This window comes from Gimesia algae, assembly GCF_007746795.1.
GTDB classification, from domain to species: Bacteria; Planctomycetota; Planctomycetia; order Planctomycetales; family Planctomycetaceae; genus Gimesia; species Gimesia algae.
Genome location: NZ_CP036343.1, coordinates 4,426,912 through 4,445,617, shown reverse-complemented (window position 1 = coordinate 4,445,617; position 18,706 = coordinate 4,426,912). Strand labels below are relative to the sequence as shown.

24 protein-coding genes are annotated in these 18,706 nt (G+C 48.0%); 8 read left to right on the top strand and 16 right to left on the bottom strand.

Going from position 1 to position 18,706, the window contains the following annotated elements; genetic code table 11:
• Positions 1 to 108 precede the first annotated feature (108 nt).
• From Pan161_RS16515 to Pan161_RS16505, 3 genes are all read right to left on the bottom strand, one after another.
• A complete protein-coding gene (locus tag Pan161_RS16515) occupies positions 109 to 1,221 on the bottom strand; it encodes an ATP-binding protein (RefSeq protein ID WP_145228876.1) in 1,113 nt (370 codons plus the stop codon).
• Positions 1,218 to 1,955: an RNA ligase family protein gene (locus Pan161_RS16510; RefSeq protein ID WP_145228874.1), complete on the bottom strand. Its 738-nt coding sequence runs from the start codon at positions 1,953 to 1,955 to the stop codon at positions 1,218 to 1,220. The genes Pan161_RS16515 and Pan161_RS16510 overlap by 4 nt, the downstream gene beginning before the upstream one ends.
• Before the next feature lie 124 nt (positions 1,956 to 2,079).
• Positions 2,080 to 2,247 carry an SEC-C metal-binding domain-containing protein gene (locus Pan161_RS16505; RefSeq protein WP_145232719.1) on the bottom strand — a complete coding sequence of 56 codons (168 nt, stop codon included), beginning with the start codon at positions 2,245 to 2,247 and terminating at the stop codon, positions 2,080 to 2,082.
• A gap of 318 nt (positions 2,248 to 2,565) precedes the next feature.
• Here Pan161_RS16505 and Pan161_RS16500 point away from each other — a divergent pair, with 318 nt between their 5' ends.
• On the top strand, positions 2,566 to 3,528 hold the full coding sequence (locus Pan161_RS16500; protein WP_145228872.1) for a C45 family autoproteolytic acyltransferase/hydolase: 963 nt from the start codon (positions 2,566 to 2,568) through the stop codon (positions 3,526 to 3,528).
• Positions 3,529 to 3,742: 214 nt separating this feature from the next.
• On the opposite strand, the gene Pan161_RS30620 is transcribed toward Pan161_RS16500, so the two are convergent.
• Positions 3,743 to 4,015 (bottom strand): hypothetical protein, encoded by a 273-nt coding sequence (locus tag Pan161_RS30620; protein WP_197995934.1) that lies wholly within the window; start codon positions 4,013 to 4,015, stop codon positions 3,743 to 3,745.
• Positions 3,964 to 4,623 (bottom strand): recombinase family protein, encoded by a 660-nt coding sequence (locus Pan161_RS31415; protein ID WP_390620751.1) that lies wholly within the window; start codon positions 4,621 to 4,623, stop codon positions 3,964 to 3,966. Before Pan161_RS31415 ends, Pan161_RS30620 begins: the two co-directional genes overlap by 52 nt.
• 338 nt (positions 4,624 to 4,961) lie before the next feature.
• Between Pan161_RS31415 and Pan161_RS16490 the strand changes: the two genes are divergently transcribed.
• Positions 4,962 to 5,591: an SMI1/KNR4 family protein gene (locus Pan161_RS16490; RefSeq protein ID WP_145228868.1), complete on the top strand. Its 630-nt coding sequence runs from the start codon at positions 4,962 to 4,964 to the stop codon at positions 5,589 to 5,591.
• A 181-nt stretch (positions 5,592 to 5,772) separates the two neighbouring features.
• Here Pan161_RS16490 and Pan161_RS16485 read toward each other — a convergent pair whose 3' ends face one another.
• From Pan161_RS16485 to Pan161_RS16460, 6 genes are all read right to left on the bottom strand, one after another.
• The gene (locus Pan161_RS16485; RefSeq protein ID WP_145228866.1) at positions 5,773 to 6,018 is read right to left on the bottom strand and encodes a hypothetical protein; all 246 of its coding nucleotides are present in this window, start codon (positions 6,016 to 6,018) and stop codon (positions 5,773 to 5,775) included.
• Between the two features lie 55 nt (positions 6,019 to 6,073).
• Complete coding sequence (locus Pan161_RS16480) at positions 6,074 to 6,511, bottom strand: hypothetical protein (RefSeq protein WP_145228864.1); 438 nt, start codon at positions 6,509 to 6,511, stop codon at positions 6,074 to 6,076.
• A gap of 64 nt (positions 6,512 to 6,575) precedes the next feature.
• Positions 6,576 to 6,890: a hypothetical protein gene (locus Pan161_RS16475; protein ID WP_145228862.1), complete on the bottom strand. Its 315-nt coding sequence runs from the start codon at positions 6,888 to 6,890 to the stop codon at positions 6,576 to 6,578.
• 53 nt (positions 6,891 to 6,943) lie between these two features.
• Positions 6,944 to 7,144 carry a hypothetical protein gene (locus tag Pan161_RS16470; RefSeq protein WP_145228859.1) on the bottom strand — a complete coding sequence of 67 codons (201 nt, stop codon included), beginning with the start codon at positions 7,142 to 7,144 and terminating at the stop codon, positions 6,944 to 6,946.
• Positions 7,145 to 7,417: 273 nt separating this feature from the next.
• The gene (locus tag Pan161_RS16465) at positions 7,418 to 8,359 is read right to left on the bottom strand and encodes a hypothetical protein (RefSeq protein WP_145228857.1); all 942 of its coding nucleotides are present in this window, start codon (positions 8,357 to 8,359) and stop codon (positions 7,418 to 7,420) included.
• 69 nt (positions 8,360 to 8,428) lie between these two features.
• Positions 8,429 to 9,316 carry an ArdC family protein gene (locus tag Pan161_RS16460; RefSeq protein WP_197995355.1) on the bottom strand — a complete coding sequence of 296 codons (888 nt, stop codon included), beginning with the start codon at positions 9,314 to 9,316 and terminating at the stop codon, positions 8,429 to 8,431.
• Between the two features lie 541 nt (positions 9,317 to 9,857).
• On the opposite strand from Pan161_RS16460, the gene Pan161_RS16455 reads away from it, so the two are divergent.
• The 3 genes from Pan161_RS16455 (at position 9,858) to Pan161_RS16445 (ending at position 12,625) form a co-directional block, all read left to right on the top strand.
• Positions 9,858 to 10,388 (top strand): SMI1/KNR4 family protein, encoded by a 531-nt coding sequence (locus tag Pan161_RS16455; protein WP_145228854.1) that lies wholly within the window; start codon positions 9,858 to 9,860, stop codon positions 10,386 to 10,388.
• 138 nt (positions 10,389 to 10,526) lie between these two features.
• Positions 10,527 to 11,198, top strand: a complete 672-nt coding sequence (locus Pan161_RS16450; RefSeq protein WP_197995354.1) for an SGNH/GDSL hydrolase family protein — start codon at positions 10,527 to 10,529, stop codon at positions 11,196 to 11,198.
• Positions 11,199 to 11,428: 230 nt separating this feature from the next.
• On the top strand, positions 11,429 to 12,625 hold the full coding sequence (locus Pan161_RS16445; protein ID WP_145228851.1) for a HEPN-associated N-terminal domain-containing protein: 1,197 nt from the start codon (positions 11,429 to 11,431) through the stop codon (positions 12,623 to 12,625).
• Here the strand turns inward: Pan161_RS16445 and Pan161_RS30615 are convergent.
• From Pan161_RS30615 to Pan161_RS31410, 5 genes are read right to left on the bottom strand one after another with little or no spacing between them, the layout of a single operon-like run.
• Complete coding sequence (locus Pan161_RS30615; protein WP_197995353.1) at positions 12,591 to 12,863, bottom strand: hypothetical protein; 273 nt, start codon at positions 12,861 to 12,863, stop codon at positions 12,591 to 12,593. The genes Pan161_RS16445 and Pan161_RS30615 overlap by 35 nt on opposite strands.
• On the bottom strand, positions 12,860 to 14,005 hold the full coding sequence (locus tag Pan161_RS30610; RefSeq protein WP_197995352.1) for a hypothetical protein: 1,146 nt from the start codon (positions 14,003 to 14,005) through the stop codon (positions 12,860 to 12,862). The genes Pan161_RS30615 and Pan161_RS30610 overlap by 4 nt, the downstream gene beginning before the upstream one ends.
• Positions 14,002 to 14,544, bottom strand: a complete 543-nt coding sequence (locus Pan161_RS16430; protein WP_145228849.1) for a hypothetical protein — start codon at positions 14,542 to 14,544, stop codon at positions 14,002 to 14,004. The genes Pan161_RS30610 and Pan161_RS16430 overlap by 4 nt, the downstream gene beginning before the upstream one ends.
• 8 nt (positions 14,545 to 14,552) lie before the next feature.
• Complete coding sequence (locus Pan161_RS30605; protein ID WP_197995933.1) at positions 14,553 to 14,732, bottom strand: hypothetical protein; 180 nt, start codon at positions 14,730 to 14,732, stop codon at positions 14,553 to 14,555.
• The gene (locus Pan161_RS31410; RefSeq protein WP_390620704.1) at positions 14,704 to 14,826 is read right to left on the bottom strand and encodes a helix-turn-helix domain-containing protein; all 123 of its coding nucleotides are present in this window, start codon (positions 14,824 to 14,826) and stop codon (positions 14,704 to 14,706) included. Before Pan161_RS31410 ends, Pan161_RS30605 begins: the two co-directional genes overlap by 29 nt.
• Before the next feature lie 147 nt (positions 14,827 to 14,973).
• Here Pan161_RS31410 and Pan161_RS16420 point away from each other — a divergent pair, with 147 nt between their 5' ends.
• Genes Pan161_RS16420 through Pan161_RS16410 form a run of 3 tightly spaced genes read left to right on the top strand, consistent with a single transcriptional unit; the run spans position 14,974 to position 18,704 of the window.
• Positions 14,974 to 15,873: a hypothetical protein gene (locus tag Pan161_RS16420; protein WP_145228847.1), complete on the top strand. Its 900-nt coding sequence runs from the start codon at positions 14,974 to 14,976 to the stop codon at positions 15,871 to 15,873.
• Between the two features lie 27 nt (positions 15,874 to 15,900).
• Positions 15,901 to 17,430 carry a type I restriction-modification system subunit M gene (locus tag Pan161_RS16415; RefSeq protein ID WP_145228671.1) on the top strand — a complete coding sequence of 510 codons (1,530 nt, stop codon included), beginning with the start codon at positions 15,901 to 15,903 and terminating at the stop codon, positions 17,428 to 17,430.
• Positions 17,430 to 18,704 carry a restriction endonuclease subunit S gene (locus Pan161_RS16410; RefSeq protein WP_145228670.1) on the top strand — a complete coding sequence of 425 codons (1,275 nt, stop codon included), beginning with the start codon at positions 17,430 to 17,432 and terminating at the stop codon, positions 18,702 to 18,704. Before Pan161_RS16415 ends, Pan161_RS16410 begins: the two co-directional genes overlap by 1 nt.
• The last annotated feature ends 2 nt before the right edge of the window (positions 18,705 to 18,706 follow it).

The window sequence follows — 18,706 nt, the reverse complement described above, 5'->3', positions numbered from 1 at the left end:
CCTCCGACCATTCTGACCAATGACATCCCGAAGCGACACAACTTGAGTGCCGTCCGAGAAGATGAGGTTTGGATTGTGATGGACACATTTATTCATTGGTCTTAATTGCTAACTATCTGCTAATACAAGCGAATGAGATTCCGTCCAAGTAGGCGGCTCACATTTTCTTGCAAGTTCGTGAATCACTTTTTCTGGAACCGACTGTTCTCTTTGCTTGTTTTGCTGAAGAATAAGTTCAAAGGGTGGTTCGACATATATGACTTCGATCCGAGCACCGTAATCGGCAAACAGGTCAACCCATCGTTGCCGAGTTTGCCTCATAAGATTTGTGGCATTGAAAGCGAAGGACACTTTCTTTCGTAGTAATTCTCGACAGCGTTCTCGTGCCTCTTGGACAACTTCCCCTTGATTATCAGTGGGATCAATTTGTAGTTCAGATCGAATTTCATCCAGCGAAACGACAGGGATTTCATTCCGAGCATTCGACAGCCAAGTATCTTTTCCACTGCCCGGTAATCCTGATAACAAGATAACGGTGCAAGAATATTCCTCGTGTGGGACATAGTGCAAACTGGGCTCACGTTGCCGATAAAATTCAAATCGGGCTTGATCGTTTGCAAAATCGTAAGGTTCCTCGAAACAACCATTCTCCTCCGATGCGAGTTTCCACAAATGGAGATTTTCTTCTGGCCGTCCCATTTCCTTAGTCGCTCGACCACGAGTATCAGCGAGTGCGAATAGATATAACAACTTGTTATTGACGAGCCATGAGAGAAAAACGACCTCATGATTTGGATCAGACTTTTCAAGAAGAAACGCCGGGCGACCATGAAATCGAACGAGTCGAGAAATCTCTTCACGAGTTTGCAGATCACAGCCGACATCACGGAGAATTGAACGAGCAAGATGCTCCCCTTTGACTGCATGTTTGGGCGACCTGATTCGATTGGTTTCGGGATCGATCTGTGAAGTGAGAGGTTTGCCTGAATCGTGGAGGAGAGCGGTAAAAATTAACACGAGTTGCTCATGTGAAGTCAAAGAACTCCACTCATCAAGCAGAGGTAATTGAGAGCAGACCATCTTCGTATGAGTCCATACATCCCCCTCGGAATGCCACTCAGCGTCTTGGTTACAATTAGCCATCTCTTGGGACCATGGCTGGCTGCTTGCCCAATCCATGATGCCATTAAGAGAAGCCTGCGATAGCTCATTCCAATTCATGCCCAGACATCTGCCTCTGCTGCTAGTAGATTTGGCACCATCTGCTGATGTTGCCAGTGAGTGCTCTGTTTAATTTTTTCCACAAATTCCGGTCGAACAAATTTGGCCCGACTGCTGACAGTCCCATCCATTTCCGTTCTAAAATAAAGTCCTTCCATGAGAATATCGGTTTGGTTCGTCATTGGGTTGTCAAACTCACTGTCAAACGCTGATGGGCCAATCATTTTATCCAACTGGCTTTTCTTTACTTTCCCTGTATGAATGACGGGAACAGTTTGCACCCCAGTACCTTCAAGCAAATTAAGGCGGCGTTCTAAGCTGAGGAATGCCTGATTTTGTTTGTCATAAATATCAAACTCGAAAAAATAATGAGGGAGTTGACGATAATGAATGGAATGTTTTGCATACACCCATTCTCCAAACAAGATATACCTACTCCCCAGCATCTCTTCGAGAACTTTTCGTTTCACAACCACCCATTGTTTGAACAAGTCGTACTGGGGGTGCATTCCTTCGGTAATTAGGTGCCCTCGACATTGCAGAACCAATTCATCATCCGTGAAATGAATGCCCACGTTAGTCCCGTCGATCTTCTCTTCTATAATGAGAGACTCATTAGCAATGAATTGATTCGACTCGTTTTCACCAAGATGTTTATCATCGTCCGTCCCCGTCGAACCGAACAAATGCGGTGTCCTCGGATATTTGACGAATTCATTGTGCGATTGACTCATTGCTATTTACCTATGTTCTCTGTGCGAATCATTTGTTCAATTTACAACAAACCCACTCAGCATGGAATACACGGAGTGGGTTTGGAAATTCAGTCTCTAAAAGAAGTGGTCTCGGGTCACGCCGTCAAAAGCGGCCTGACTTGAGGCAGCACTTTTTGAATCGCTTGCCAGAACCACATGGGCACAGGTCATTACGACCGAGTTTTTCTTCCAACAACTTGTCGCCGTGAACGATGCGGACACCCCGCTTCACTTGCGTTTCAGATGGGAACCCTCGACGACGTTTACTCATCGTCTCGAAAAAACGGCTGTTCGTTAAAGTCTTGATTTTGCATGGCGCACCTTCCTTTCGGGTTTGTAGTTTCTCAACGGACACCGATTGTTAGGGAAGGTTCACTTATAAAAGTATTGGAAAACCAAATCTCCCAGTCATCTTCCGGTGACAACTAGGGTCATATCATTAGTTATGATATTGATATATTTCTTCCATCGTCAGTGAACCTCAATGTATCTCCTTTGTCCATAGTGTTCTGGCGAAATTTCTACACTCATAAGGCAAGGATGATTGCCGGTTGGCTCACCTCAAAATTCAAGATATCGGAATAGATTCATGGTTCCAGAAATTACGGTTTCACTCTTTGATCTGCCACGCAATCGGTGGAGACTGTCTGAGCAACAAGTGGATTGGGCGGGCGAACTCATTCGCCGAACAGTGGATGAGGTTGGTGACATTGCGCCGTACAAAGAACTTCTCACGACATATTCCTCTCACTTCGTTAAAGACGAATATATTGCTGAGATTGAGGGATTGGCTGCGCAGTCGGGTACAGACTTCATTCAGGCCCTCGCCGCCAACCTGTATTATGACTTTGTAAAGCTATTGCTTGGTTGCACTGCATTCGCTGTGAATACTGATAGCGGACCAATCCACGCACGAAACATGGACTGGTTCTCTCACAATAATTCTCTGTCGGAATTCACAACTATTGTGAACTTCGTAGAGTCCGATGGCAAACTCCGGTTTCAATCAGTTGGTTGGCCGGGGAGTGTGAGTGTACTTTCGGGGATGGCACCCGGTCGCTTTACTGTGACACTCAATGCCGTGTTGTCTGACGAACCCATTCAGGCTGCAACCTCGTCTGCTCTACTGATTCGAGAAGTCTGTCAAATTGCCAACAATTATGAAGAAGCCGTAAACATTTTGAGCACTCGCCCGATTACTTCCGACTGTCTCCTGCTGGTAACTGGAACTCGTCGAGGTGAGATGGCTGTCATCGAAAGAACACCAACTCGTTCTGCAATTCGAACAACTGAAGAAGATTTCCTTGTAGTCACAAACGACTATCGAGCACTCGACTGCAACGGCGGTGACGCCACCGGTGACATCTATGAAACGGCATGTGGCCGGTTTGACGCTGCATCACGATGCTTGAGTTCGAAGTTACCTACCTGCCCAGATGAATGTTTCGAAATTCTTGATGACAGCAATGTGAAAATGCAGATCACTGTGCAACAAATGGTAATGTGTGCCAGAACCGGAGAACTCAAAGTTAAAACCACTCACCACAGGTGATAGCAGGATATGTTTTGATGATATGCTATGAACACTGCCTGAATCAATTGCGATGAAAAGGTACTCACAATCGAGTTCGAGGTGGCTCACGGCTAATCTGTCAGATTCGAGGAAAAATCAACTGTGAAGGGGCAAAGTGTCATCCGTCGTTGGTCAGCGAAAGCTGGTTTGAAGATAAGAGAATACTCGTGATTTCAATCGACGCAATCACATTCTACATATTTTTGCGGCGGCGATTTTTTCGATCTTCAATCTGCATCAGTTTTTCAGCTTGGCGCAGGTGAATCTTGAATTCTTCGATTGTAATAAAAGATAGGGGGGTACACAGTGTGTAGCCAGCCTTCCCCACCCCCTTTCTTACCAGAATTTCGAATTCGAGAAACTCGATTTCTTTTTTTGCAACGTCGGATCGAAGACCGAAGCTGATCCTGCCGATTAACCAACTTCGTACCGCCTCAAGACAGACCGCACCTGCACGTGATTCCATGGTCGGCCACGGCGAGTCTCGTATCCATCGTCGTTAAGGTGTCTGGCAATGGCTCGCAGTGAAACACCTTTATCCCGAAGTTCCCTCATGATTGGATACAGATCAGTATAAGCAGTGTCGGCCTCTCTTCGTGCGGCTTTACCTGCCGCTGTTGCGCCTCTTCTACTCGCATCCATAGTCAGGTTACGACACTCTGGTCTGGACGCTCCAAGTTTACCACCACGAGCCTTGTAAGCTTTGAGCGCAGCCTTGGTACGCTCGCTGATCCGATGGGCTTCATCCTGTGCAACCGCCGCCAAGATGTGAATAGTTAGATCGTTGGCACTTGGCTGATCGCAGGCAAGGAACTTGACGCCTGCCTCCATGAGACCACTCAGGAAGTGGACGTTACGGGCCAGTCTGTCGAGCTTGGCAATGACGAGTGTGGCTTTGGATCGTCGGGCATGAGAAACTGCCTTCGCCAACTCTGGTCGTTCTGACCACTTGCCGGTCTCGACCTCGATGTACGACTTGAGGACTTGTGCCCCGTGAGCGTTAGCGAACTGACTGACGGTGGCTTCTTGCCCTTCGAGCCCAAGTCCAGACTTGGCTTGCTTTGAAGTGGACACACGGTAGTAAGGCACGAGTTTCAATGGATTTCTCCCAATATCACGGGGTGGTAAAGAGCCTTCAACGAACGGTCATGGCTTCTTACCACTGGTTTTTTGATGAATGTGTCCTTCCTAAATTCTTGCCGGTGTCCTCATAGAAAGACAAAAGAGGCTCAATAGTGTAAGCTATCCTTTCACGTGACACGTTACAGTTGTGATGGGCAAGAAACGCTGTCGATACAGACGGCTTAGAGGATAGATTTTGAGAAGACTTACAGTTTACACTCACAGCGATAGTCAAATAATGCACACATTTGCGAGTGAACGACGACTGATCTGTGACGAGAGGATTTCAAATGTCTGGCGACAAGACAGAGGCTGATAAGTTGCAGGATGCGCTGACGTTACTTCACAAGAGAGGCATCCAACTCGACAGAGGACTTTCGGATTCAGAATTTGAAGTTTTAGAAACGAGATTCGATTTTCAATTTCCCCCCGATTTACGTTCCCTATTGCAATCTGCCGTTCCGGTTGGAGTCGATCCGAATAGACAAGGTGGCACATTCCCTGACTGGCGGTCATGTGATTTCAATACACTATTGGAACGACTCAATTGGCCGTTCGATGGAATGGCATTCGACATCGAGAATAATGTGTTTTGGTTGGATGAGTGGGGAGCCAAGCCAATTGATCTTGCTGAAGCCATCAAGATTGCACGGGATCACGTCGAAGCCGCCCCGAAGCTCATCCCTCTCTATGCGCATCGGTACATTCCGGCAGAGCCGAACATTGCAGGGAATCCAGTCTTTTCAGTTCACCAAACCGACATTATCTACTACGGCCAAGACTTGTGGGATTACATTGAGCAGGAATTTGGCGAACATGAAGAGGGATGGTACGGTGGCCAACGATACGCTGACTTCACGCCAGAGCAATACCATTCCGTTCACCGCTGCATTCCATTCTGGAGTGATTTGGTGTCGTGATAAGAGATCAGCAGATTTTCGCCTTTCCGTTTTGTGATGCGCCGTTGGCGGGTTTTCTGGGCATAATTGTGCTCCCGAGGTAGTCAAAAGGCCGTTTCTATTTCGTGATCTGTCTGTTATGCGAAATTGCCGGTGTCCTATAGGTGAGGCTCCCATCCTTGAGAACTCCACCACCCACAGGCTACTCAGGCTGGAAGCCGAAGTAATAACGAGGGCTTGCTTGGAAAAGCACACTGCCCTTCAAATTATCGCTGCGACGACGAACTCCCACAAATGGGGACATGAAACCCAAGACCTCGAATTGCTCCTGAAGCTCGGTCGTGTCCCACACTTCTCCATGCTTCGATTCCAAATATTCCCGACTTCCTTCAACGGCATTCAGTTGGGCAACCATTTCACGGCGAGTTGTTTCAGTTGGATCAGACATTTTCGTTCCTTTGATTGAGTGAGTTGTTGTTACAACTTGCTTGCCGGTGTCCTACTTACCGATCACTGGCACTTCGCTGCACGCCGCTGCCGACGTTTCTCTGCCGCTGATGATGCAGGACGACTTGCTCACGCCACTCTGCATTGCCGCCGAATTCTTCAAGTGGCACCATTGCCAAATATTTGAGCGGGCAACTGAAGAAGTAAGGACCACAAGACTCTTCCATGTCCTTGTACCCCCAACCATCGCCGTTTTGATGTCGCAATAAGTCGCACTGAATCCAACGCTGTTTGGGACTGGATTCAGTACCTTCTTTCGTGAAAGTGCGTTCCCAAACGCTCCAGAGAACACCCGAAAAGCTGCCACCTCGATAGCAGTGAGCAAGGCAAGTGCTTGTGATAACGAGACCGTCATCGTTGGTCCGTTCCCAACCCTTGGTGCGTTCCTCGATCAGTCCTCGACGTGTGCTGCCGCATGTGAAGAGCCATCCCATTTGTTTCTCCTGTGAAGAATGTTGTTGATTTACAACTGGCTTTCCGGTGTCCAAATTGGGGCACTCAGTATTCCTCGGGCAGAAGCAACGTGGTTGCGGACCGATGACCGTTGCCGTCTTGGGCTTCAGTGATGATCCAAATTTTGACGCCTTTCGAAGTCTTGAAAGATGACAGAATTCGGCTCCCGTCGTTCAACGCTTCTCGGTTGAGTTCATGGTCTTCATCGCAGAGATCGCCCTGATCAAGCTGCAAATGGCGTTTGAGAAACTCATTCGGTGACTGGCTGCTCGCTTCGAGAGCTTCTAACGCCCCCGGCGTGGCGACTATTTGTCCTAACTTAAATTGTGGACTGGTCGTTTTGCTATTTTGATTGAGCATGTTTTACCTTTTCTGGTTGAGTGGTGATTTGTCTGGGTTCTTTCCCGGTGTCCTTACCAGTCCTCCCCGAGATACTCATCGCACTGCTCGTAGTCTTCGAGTTCCTGCTGCATCAACATTTCGTCCCAAGGCTCGTCGAGTTCTGGAAGCTCTGGGAACTCATCAGCAAATTCAATTGCCGCCAGTTCATCAAAGATATCGCCGTAGTATCCGTTCAAATGATCTTCCATGAATTGATTAAGTAAGTCGTCCATCGTGTTACTCCTGTGATTGAGTGATTTGTTGTTTAACGACTTGGTTCCCGGTGTCCTATTACCCACTCAATTGAGTTGTAGGATGAAGTTTTCGACGATATTGTGTTTTTCGATGTCTTCGGGTTCGACGGTGATGTCCTGACCGATGCCATCGTTTCGTTTCAGTTTTCCGAGGAGGTTCGTTTCGCATTCCTATATTCTCCAATCCAAAATGTGAGTTATGGGGTTTACAGAGACGGATTTCAAAATGGCATTTGCGTTCTTGGTCGTGTCCTAACTGCCGTGCTCGGAACGGAGACGCTGGAGACAACGATAGAAACTTGCTCTCGATTTCCCCGTAGCTTCACGCCATGCCTTCTCCTGCTCTTGAACGCTGTCGGGATATTTCTGAATCGCTATTTGCAGAATTCGCAAATCCTTAGTCTTGCTATCGAGACGCTTCGTGGACTCGTTCTTTCTGCCTAGTGTCCGCAACTGGCTCTTTATCATTGGTCGCCAGTCGATGCCTTCGCCACGTGCGTAGTGAAGCTTCCGCAATGAAGGTCCAAGCAACCGCATCGACAACTGCCGGTCATCGGCGTTCTCTGCGATGTAATCAATTACCTTGGCACAATCTTCGGGTGTCAGTTGATGGAATCCTTTTTTCGAAACGGATCGCATCAGATCAATTACTTCAGCATTGGTGGCAGATAGTTCAAATAGGTCACATCGGCTAAGAACAGCTTTGAAAGCGTCGTTGCGACGAGGCATGACATTTGCCGCAAAGATGAATCGTGCGGTTGTATCAAATTCAGATGGCAAGCCATCAGGAAGTTGTGAGCTTCCATACGTGACTGTTCGGGGTGAGCCCCACAAGCAACTTCGCAACAATCCCAGATGTGGCATCGACGAATACATAGAGTCGCAATCATCGAAAAAGAGTGTCTCCTCGCCACGATATCGGAACAGGGTCATGTAGAGTGCAAGTGGTGTAATGTGCGAATTGATAAGGATCGGCTCGATGCCTTCTTCATCTAATGTCTGGAGAATCGTCCGGCTTTTACCAAGTCCGCCTTGGGCTCCAAAAACGAAGAGTGCGTGATTGTGTTTGCGAGCCACCAGCCGCACGTGATGAGCAAGAAGTTGCTGTCGCTCTTCAAGAGCGGTTACAGGTTTTTCAAAATTAGAATTCTGGAAAAATGGAAGCTGGTCGTTATTATCGTTCGGCATGTTCATTTCAAATTCTCCGTTTCGAAGTTGATTGTGTCTTGTTACTTCTCTTGCCGGTGTCCTGTTCTGATTCGATCAGACGACCATTACTGGTTCTTCAACCGGCGAAGAGTGAAAGGACAGTAAGTAGTCTGCGGCTTTGGATGCGTGAGATGATGCCTTAAAAATAAAACTCGGATCGTCCTTCATCGCACGGAGCCAGCTTTGCACGTAACTGGTCACGCCCGAGAGATTATCACTGGCAGGAATTCCAATTTCAGTACATGTGTAGCAAGAACCGATTTCTGCAACGAGTTCTTCAAAAGCGTAAGTCATATCAGAGCGGTTCAACCGATGAGCGGCTCCGCTCCAATGCACGAGTTCGTGAGTAGCCGTGCTGTAGAAGTCATTCACGTTGGGGAACTGACTTCGCATCGGTAATTGAATATAATCTGTGTTAGGTGAGTAGAATGCTCGGTTTCCGCCATACCGAATGTCAGCTTCAGTAGCGTCAATGAGTGCATCGGCTTCTTGGTGATAATCACCGATGTCGGTAGTGCTATCACCCTGACCAACTCGAAGTTGATCCAGACCATCTGTTTGTTCGACATTGAAAACGTGGTAGGTTCGCAAAAGTGGGATAGTTTTTTCACTTTCTTCATCAGCCGTCTTTTTATTCTTGACTGGAATATTTTTGTAGAACGTGATTGCTGTTCCTTTTTCGCCACGCTTAACATTAGCACCCAGTTGTTGGATCTGTTTGTAAGTGCCCCACCACTTTGATTGAAATCCCTGCCGCATCCGGCTGATTTCCAGCAGGATCGGATTCACACCCGAGTAGCGGTTTGTACTCATAGCGTTTGTAGGAAGTCCCACATTTGAATCATTGCTCCACGGTTGTCGCCATGGGAGCGTGTTGCCCGACTTTAAGGCGTCTACGATTTGTTGGCAGATGTTTTGGCGAATTTCTTTTGGGGTTGGCATGGCTTCGTTCCTTTGTGATTTGGTTGGTTGGTAACGACGCTGTTGCCGGTGTCCTTTCTGCCGAGGAAGTGGTCTTATTTTGCGGCGAATCATCAGCCGAACTTGCGCTTGCCGGTGTCCTATTACAAATGTTGTGCGCAGATTGGTTTTCGCATGATATTGAGAAAGGGCAGGTTGTCGCAGAACGTCGATTGAGAATCCGAGCCGATCTGCGACGGAAATGGGGCTTTAGGCGGATGAAGTCCCGAGAGGAAATGTCTGTATTTGCAGTGTCTTACGGCATGACGCAGGTGAAGGCGGCAAGGCAAGTCTCATTTTTCACGTTAGATTGGAGTGGCTCATACTGGGGTGGGTAATTTCAGTTTCATCCTAAATCACCAAGGGTTGCCCTCGAATCTTTGGTTTGATTCTGGCTCTTCAAAAATCGCTAATACATTTTTAGAATGGAACTAATACAGCAAGGTACTTGCTATAGAGATACCGAAAGAAATCAGCTAGGTTAAAAGGTAGTTACGCTTACTGAACACTGGGGAGAAGCGGCATGGATTGGAATCACGTTTTTCAGCACGTTGCCAAAGAAATACCGGCGACCGATGACGATATTACTTACCTCCAAAAGTCCGTGCTTGCTCCGTTGGTGAAGAGCGAGATTACTGAGATCAATTCAGAGCAGCAGAATCCGTTTCTGGAGACCAACCCTTTGTACGAAGAGTACCAGCCATTCGATCCGTCGAAGTGGGATATCCCTATGCGACCATTTCCAGATGCGTTTGTTGCATTTCTCAAGTGGTCAAACGGTGGAGATTTTGTCAGGGGCGAGCGTGAGTTCGGCATGTTCGGAACAAAGTCGATCAGGGAATACTTGCTTGCGTACCAGATACCAGAGTACATGCCGGGTGCGGTACCGTTCGCTTTCGACGGAGGTGGGGGGTTCTACCTCTTCGATATGAGAAAAGAGATGATTGATGGTGAATTCCCCATTGTGATTTCACACAGTGGAAGTCTGGGTTGGGACCAAGAAGATGCAATCAGAATCGCCGACACTTTCTTAGAAGCCATTACTAAGTCTTAAGGAATGCTGATTCTTCAACCGACGACTGACAGAAGGGCGTATAGGGAAAAGTCGAGTTTTCGACACCGTTTAATGTGTTATAGTGAAATAAGTTTTGACTGGCTGTATTCAGTAGCTTTACTTTTAAGGAATTCACCCGTGAAGCATTTCTATGTTCTGTTGTCGCTAATGGCACTGTGCCATTCCTTGACTGCTGCTGAACCGATTCGTGAACGAATCGAGTGGATTGATATTTGGGTCACGGATGCTAACAAAGACGATCTTCCCCGAGTCCTGCTGGCTGGAGATTCGATCACTAGAGGGTACTACGGTGCTGTGGAAAAACAACTCGCCGGGAAAGCATCCTGTGCGAGACTGACCACATCAAAATGTGTGTCCGATCCGACGTTCAATGACGATCTTCTGCTGTTGCTCAAGCAGTACAAGTTCTCCGTGATCCACATCAACAATGGTCTTCACGGATGGGGCTACACGGAAGAGCAATACCGAGATGGTCTTTCCAAAACTATTGTCGCCGTGAAGAAATATGCTGGTGATACTAAGTTAATCTGGGCAACCACGACGCCTGTGCGAGAGAGGAGCGACTTGAAAACCTTCGCTGAACGAACAGATCGAGTCAAAGTGCGGAACAAGCTTGCCGCTGAGATAATGACGAAACGCCAAGTTCCAACCGACGATCTATTTGAACTGGTAAAAGACCATGCCGACTGGCAATCCACGGATGGAGTTCACTTTAATGCAAAGGGAAATGAAGCTCTGGCGAAACAAGTGGCTGAGAGCGTGTCGCAGCAATTGCGATTTGCAGAGTAACTAGACACTCGGTTTTCATATTCTCGGCCAATGTAGGTGATATCTGAAAGTGTAGATGAAGCTAAACTGGCTTGACTGGTACAATTCGCTTGAGAAGCCAAGCTAGACTCTAGCCCCGTCCACCTTGGGATGATCTGACAGATTCTCTACCCGGTCAACTATGGCAAGTTCGGGAGTCTGCTGGCGGAAGTTAAGAATGTTACAGGCATGAATGCGGAGGACGTGATGTAATGGCAAGGCAACGGCGGCGACTCTACGTGTGCGAATCCTGCATCGAGGACGAAGAACTACAGGCTGTAGTTCGTGCAAACCTTATTTCAAACAAGTGTGACTATTGCCAAACCGCAAACGATGCTTTGATGGCAAGTGGGATTGATTCCGTAATCCAGCGAATGCGATACGCCGTTAACGAGGTCTTTACGGACCCTGCGTCAGAGTTGCCATATGACGGTCGAGAGGGGGGGTATCAGGGATCAATCATTGATGACAGCTATGACCTCTTCGAACAAATGAACTTTTGTGTCGAAAATGCACAGCTTCTTGATGATCTCATGGACGAATTCAATGGCGAGGTCTTGTGTTATCGGGATGTGTTTGGTCCAAGTTCCGAAGAATTTTTTGAAGACGCTTGGGAGCGTTTCAAGCGTGTGGTACAACATCAAAGAAGATACACCTTCTGGGAGTCCCAAGAGGATGGAGAACATGGTGATCCAGCGAGGAATGTTTCAGCCAGCGAAATGTTGCCTGAAATTGGACACAATATCGAACATGTGTCTCCAATTCTTGATTTGCCAGTCGGAGAAGAGTTTTGGCGAGTACAGGTGTTTGAACGTGGGATGTCGTCAACAAATCCTGCTCGCTATACGTCGCCGCCGACTGATCATGCTAACCAACCAAACCGAATGAGTCCCGCTGGCATTTCGATGTTTTATGGAGCCAACGATTTCGATACAGCGGTCGCAGAAACAGTCGATCCAAGTACTATGGGTGGTCAAGAGGCAACAGGCGCTCGTTTTCAAACGCTTGTTGCCTTGAACGTACTCGATCTTTCCAATTTTTATGGGCGTAGAAGTTTCTTTGTAGAACTTGATCGACGTGGCCGAAATGCAGTCGAGTTCCTGACGGCGTTCAACAGGGAACTTTCACGCCCGATTCAGCAAGACGGAAGACAGCATATTGAGTACGTGCCAACTCAGGTATTCACGGAATACGTGCGATTCAGAATGACGATGCAAGACGAGCAGCCGATCCACGGCATCAAGTACCGAAGTTCGAGAAACGGTCAGGCGTGCTTTGTGATCTTTGCAGATCAAAGTGACTGCCTTTCAAATGTGCCTGAAAGACTTCGACCGCAACTGCTCGACTTTATTGATGGATCACTACGCACTGAAATTATTGAATCATCGCCGAATGCAAGTCCCCTTTAGTGTTGTTTTGAGAACTCATCAACTGTGATGATGACGAACTTGTTGTTCTGGAACCGGCAAAGCCAACGATGACATCGGGCTGGTGCTGATCGAATTCGGATTGGGCTATGCGAACGGCTTCTTCAAAGTCGTCATCGGGAAGAGTGGGGTTGATGATGGTGTGGCCGTGTTCTTTGAGGAGGGTCGGTTTTTTGCCGCCAACTACAGAATTCCAACCGTGGAGAAATAGGATTTTCAATGTGTTTCATCATCCCCTTGAGCGGTCTCAATCACCGGGTCAATATCAACCAGTTCAAGCTTTTTCTTAGACTTTCGCAAGGCGATAACTTGAACTCGCTCACCCCAATACGGCTTGACGATATCGTTTAACAATCCTGCTGGGACGCTGATGTTGTGGACCTTCCCACTGTCGTCCTGTACGCCGAAGGTGGGCAAGCCACGCTTTGTTTCGTCCGCCTTATGAATTTCCCCAACAAGTCGTTCCGTGCGTGAATTATCAGATTCCTGATTGGTTAAGGCGTTTGAGGGATGCGAAAGCGAAGCTTCCTTGGATTCCTCGCCCCTGATCGATGTGAATCCCACGTTGTTGATTTTTGTCCCGTCAGGGGCAAGCTTCTTCGCTAAGGCCCGAAAGTTGTTGAAATAGGCATCCGACTCGATGCGATCCTTGAGCGAATCACCTTCACCAGCGTTAAAGTCAGATATGCACGCCAAAAAATCATCGACGACATCTTGAACACCAACAAAGCCCGGTAGGGTCATTTGTCGCTGCGGGCGACCGAGGCGAATCGAGATCGCAAAGCTCGCAGCACGTGGGACCGAATAAAAGACCTCGAAGCCTTGGAGTGCTTCAGTATTTGGACTGCCAGATTCTCGAAAAGGAACGTCTTTCAACCGTTCGGCACCACGAACCAATAACTTCTCTACGACCTCCGCACGATAAACAAACTGTTTACTCTCAATTAGGCCAAATCCAACCGCCGATCCTGTCAGTGACATCTGGACTTCGCCGGGATCAAGGCCGACGCCTCGTAGACTCAGGTGACGGCTGAAATAGACTGTTTCCAGTACGTCTCGCAATTCGTCGCACAGTTGGTCTGGAGGATTCCCAGAAAGCCCAATGGCGATGAGTCTCTCTGCCTCTCGAAACTCTCGGCAGTCGATTCCTAACGTGGCTGCACTACGAAACAGAACTGATCGAGTCGGCTCTGTATCGAGATCATTCTTGAGAAGTATTGCCGCTTCCCGTTCCTTTTCGAATGCCTCACGAAAAAGTGATTCAGCCAGATTGAAGTCGCCGTGTAAATCTGCCACATACGCTTTGTTCGCAGCGTCCATCGCATTATTGTGAAGGTTGTTGATGGTTGCGACTTTGCTCATCGCTCCCCCACTTCCGCCTGCGGCTGACCAAATTCAACCACGACGGCGTATGCTGTGAGTTTAGTGCTATCCGAAGCTTGTGTTTGCTTGAGCTTCTGTTTTATCCGTGTGGCAAATTGGGAATCCGTGCCGTTAAGGATGCCTGACACTTCAAGTCGTGCTGAACTCTGAAATGGCAACGATTCCTCTCCGTCATCTGATCCAAGCCAGTAGTCGAAACCGGTTCCTTTCTTGGACTGCTTGATCACAGTCAGACCTGTCATCCGCCCGATCAATAGAATTGCAACACCACAAGCCCCATGTTCCGTTGCTCGTTCCAAATCGTTGTGAGTTCGCCGCATAGCCTCAGTCACAGTAGGATATGACAATAAGAATTGTGGGGTTTCAATCCTCCTGACATGAAGTTGTACCGAATCTGTGTGACCTCGATCTTCAAGGCAAACTGCCGCTGCCTCGGCGAGCACGCTTCCCATCGCACCGGTGAGTGCGGGAAGCCCTTCTGCTAGGTTTTGAAGATTCAACGTCACTAGCTCTTGCATAGATCGTCCTATCTATTCTTGCCAAACTGCTTGAGAAGCTGATCCATTTCTTTATCGTTCATTCCGGCGACAACCCGAAATGCCTCCGGCCTCTCCCGAATCCCTTCCGGTACTCGGTTGGTCAGAAGCAACAGTTCGTCTTCATCAGTTTCGAGAGCTTCAGCCAGTTTGTGGACGAACTTTTTCACTTGGATAGTCACCGCCGTTGAGCCGTTTGTTCTCGACTTTCGATATGTATGAGAGGCTCACGCCCAGCAGTTCAGACAGTTTTTGTTGTGTCATCCTTCGCTGTTTTCGGAGTTCCCGAACTCGTATACCAAACTGCATTGTTTCACCTTGTGCCTCGATTGTCATGAGATCACTATTACTGTACAGTAATGGTACTATTTGGTCAACAATGGGTTTGCGGCAAATGTACTGGTAAGAAGTATGAATGAATTCTATAAGGATGCTGCCTATTTTTCAGCCCGTTGTACCCCTCGTCTGAGCCCTGAGATGCAAGAAGACGATACCGTTGATTGTGTGTTGTATTTTGCTTTCTGTGTGGAACGGCTTTTCAAGGGCGTATTATGGGACATTGATCCGAGGCTGATTTTTGAGAATAGCAAAGATGAAAACTGTTTTGCCATGTTACATCGTGAAAAGCTGATTCCGTCAATCGAATCAATTATCGACAAATCCCTAAAAGGGGAAAAGCCAAACCACAACACCATCACGTTCAAAGATGCGATGTTGAAGGCGAAGAATTTCTCGCAGGTGACACACGACCGCATGGGCGTCCTTTCGAAGCTGTCCGACTATCGTGGAATTCTTGCACATCGACGTCTTTCGTCCCTCGATTATGCCGCTGCAAGACGATTCACTGTCAAGTATTTTTACCCGATCATCAGTGCCTTTGTTGTGGAACACAAACTGAAGGCAGAAGAATTCTTTCTTAACAGGGAAGGTGATTTCAGAGAATTTGCAGAAGAAATTAAAAAGGAAGATCAGTTCTCAGAAAAGATGGAGGAACTAATCGAAGAACGTCGGGAAAATTGGGAATCACGGAAGGACAATGCGGAGTTCGTAGGCAAGGCACGGCGGCTTACTGAGGCAACTCTCAAAGACGAGCAACAGAATAACTATTTCCATCAACTTACGTCCTGCCCAGCTTGCGAAAATGACGCTGCTGTCCGCTTTGAAGTCGATTGGGAGTCAGAGGGTTCAGGCGGCGAAGGATATTGCACCGGCGTATACGCAGGAAGTATGATTTGTGAGTATTGTGGCCTTGAATTGGATGAGTACGAACAAATCGACCACTTCAAATTGAACGAAATGCTGAATGATTGAGAGATTAACAGGGGAACTATCATAAACATGGCAAACGGAAACGGTAAACAATCAGATTCGGTCTCACAATCCGAGATCAATGGCATTCTCTGGAAGGCGTGTGATACGTTTCGTGGGGCGGTCGATCCTTCGGAGTATAAGAACTACATCCTTGTGATGTTGTTCGTGAAGTACATCTCCGATGTCTGGCAGGACCATTACGCCAAGTTGGTCGAAGAGTTTGGCGATCCTAAGAGCAAGACTGCAAAGGAACGTATCCATAGAAAGTTGAAGCGGGAGCGGTTTGTGTTGCCTGCTCACTGCACGTTCGAGACTTTGTATGAGCAGCGGAACGCCGCCAATATTGGCGAGGTCATCAACACCGTTCTGGACGAAATCGAAGACTCCAACAAAGAGAAGCTCGAAGGGGTCTTCCGCAACATCGATTTCAATTCGGAAGCCAGCCTTGGTCAGACGAAAGAACGAAACGTCCGGCTCAAATCGTTGCTGGAAGATTTCACTGACCCCCGGCTCGATTTGCGCCCTAGCCGGGTTGGAACGATGGATGTCATCGGCAACGCTTACGAGTACCTTATCGGCAGGTTCGCTGCCAATGCCGGAAAGAAGGCGGGAGAGTTCTACACACCTCCCGAAGTTTCACAATTGCTCGCTCGGCTTGTCGATCCACAACCGGGAGAACGCATCTGCGATCCAGCGTGTGGGTCGGGATCACTACTCATCAAGTGCGGTCAGCAGGTTGGAACGAAGGATTTTTCGTTGTGGGGTCAGGAGAACATCGGAGCGACGTGGGCACTCTCCAAGATGAACATGTTCCTGCATGGAATGGACAACGCCCGCATCGAATGGGGCGACACGATCCGCAATCCGAAGTTGCTGTCCGACGACAAGCTCATGAAGTTCGAAGTGGTCGTCGCTAATCCACCTTTCTCGCTCGATAAGTGGGGGCAGGACGAAGCGGGTGCTGATCATTACAACCGCTTTCACCGAGGCGTGCCGCCCAAGAGTAAGGGCGACTACGCCTTTATCTCGCACATGATTGAAACGATCACTGAGACCAGTGGACGGGTCGGGGTGGTCGTGCCGCATGGTGTGTTATTCCGAGGATCAAGCGAAGGCAAGATTCGAAAACAACTCATTGAAGAGAACTTACTCGATGCGGTTGTTGGTCTCCCTGCGAACCTTTTCTATGGCACCGGCATTCCCGCTGCCATTCTGGTCTTCCGTAAACAGAAGTCCGATAAGTCAGTGTTGTTTATTGATGCGAGCAGGGAATACGACGACGCCAAGACCCAAAACCGATTAGCCGACGAGCATATCGAAAAGATCGTCGCCACGTACAAGGCACGGGAGAACGCTGACAAATACGCCTACGTCGCTGATTTCGATGAGATCGAGGAGAACGACTTCAATCTGAACATTCCCCGCTACGTGGATACGTTCGAGGAAGAGGAAGAGATCGACATTCGGGCGGTGCAGGAAGAAATCGACGACCTCGATACTGAGTTAGCCCAAGTCCAAGAGCAGATGCAAGGGTATCTGAAGGAGTTGGGCTGGTAATGAACAACTCGCATAACGGTTTTAAGCGGACAAGGCATGGACTCATTCCAAGTTCATGGCGGAACGACAAGCTTGCCAATGCAACGTCATTTTTGAAAGACGGTACGCATTTCTCGCCTCAATCCAATGAAGGTCCGTTTCGCTATATCACATCTAAGAATATTCGATTCGGAAAACTGGACCTGTCCAATTGTTCGAACATCTCTACCGAAGATCATGAGCGTATATTCGGAGCCTGTCCAGTTCGCCAAGGTGACGTGTTATTAACCAAAGACGGTGCAAACACGGGGAACGCTACCTTAAACACACTTGAAGAACCATTCAGTTTACTTTCAAGCGTTGCTGTTCTCAGAGGCGAATCGGACCATTTGCTCAATGAGTTCTTACTTCAGTTTATCTTGAGTCCTCGTGGGCAGTATGCGTTTACGAGTGAGATGGCAGGGCAAGCAATAACAAGACTGACACTCACGACAATAGGACAGATTGAGGTCCCTCTTCCGCCTCTTCCCGAACAGCAGAAGATTGCCGCCATTCTTTCGACGTGGGATCAGGCAATTGAATTGACTGAGAAGCTGATCGCCGCTAAGCAGAAACGCAAACAAGCCCTCATTCACAAGCTGATTACGGAGCCGCTACTGGCCGTGCGACACAGCAATCCGAAGTCAGGCTGGGATGAAGCGAAACTAGGCAATCTGATTGAGAAAAGAACTCAAACGAGCAGCGACCTAGAGTCATTTCCTTTGTACAGTTTCACCATCGAAGCTGGTGTCACGCCAAAAACGGATCGATACGAACGCTCTTTTCTGCTGAAGGATGGTGCAAATAACAAGTACGCCATCGTCCGGTTTGAAGATTTCGTTGTAAACCCGATGAACCTTCGGTTTGGTGCCATTGGTCGATCACGGGTACAAAACACCGTTTCTGTGTCAGCCTATTATGACGTGTTTAGTGTCGTTAATTCAAAATGTGACAGTAGCTTTCTCGAACACGTTTTGAAAAGCCCTCTACTATTCCACATTTACGAGACCGTCGCTACAGGGTCTCTCATCGAAAAGAGACGAGTTCACTTCTCTGAATTTGTCAAAATCTCGATCTCGATGCCATCGTTGGATGAGCAGACACGAATTGCGTCTATCATCGATTTGCAGGATAACGAATTGAAGATGCTCTCCAAGAAGATTGCTCTGATAAAGGAACAGAAAAAAGGACTCATGCAGCAGCTTCTCATCGGCAAAGTCCGGGTCAATGTGGACTCTGAGACGGTAAAGGGGTAACG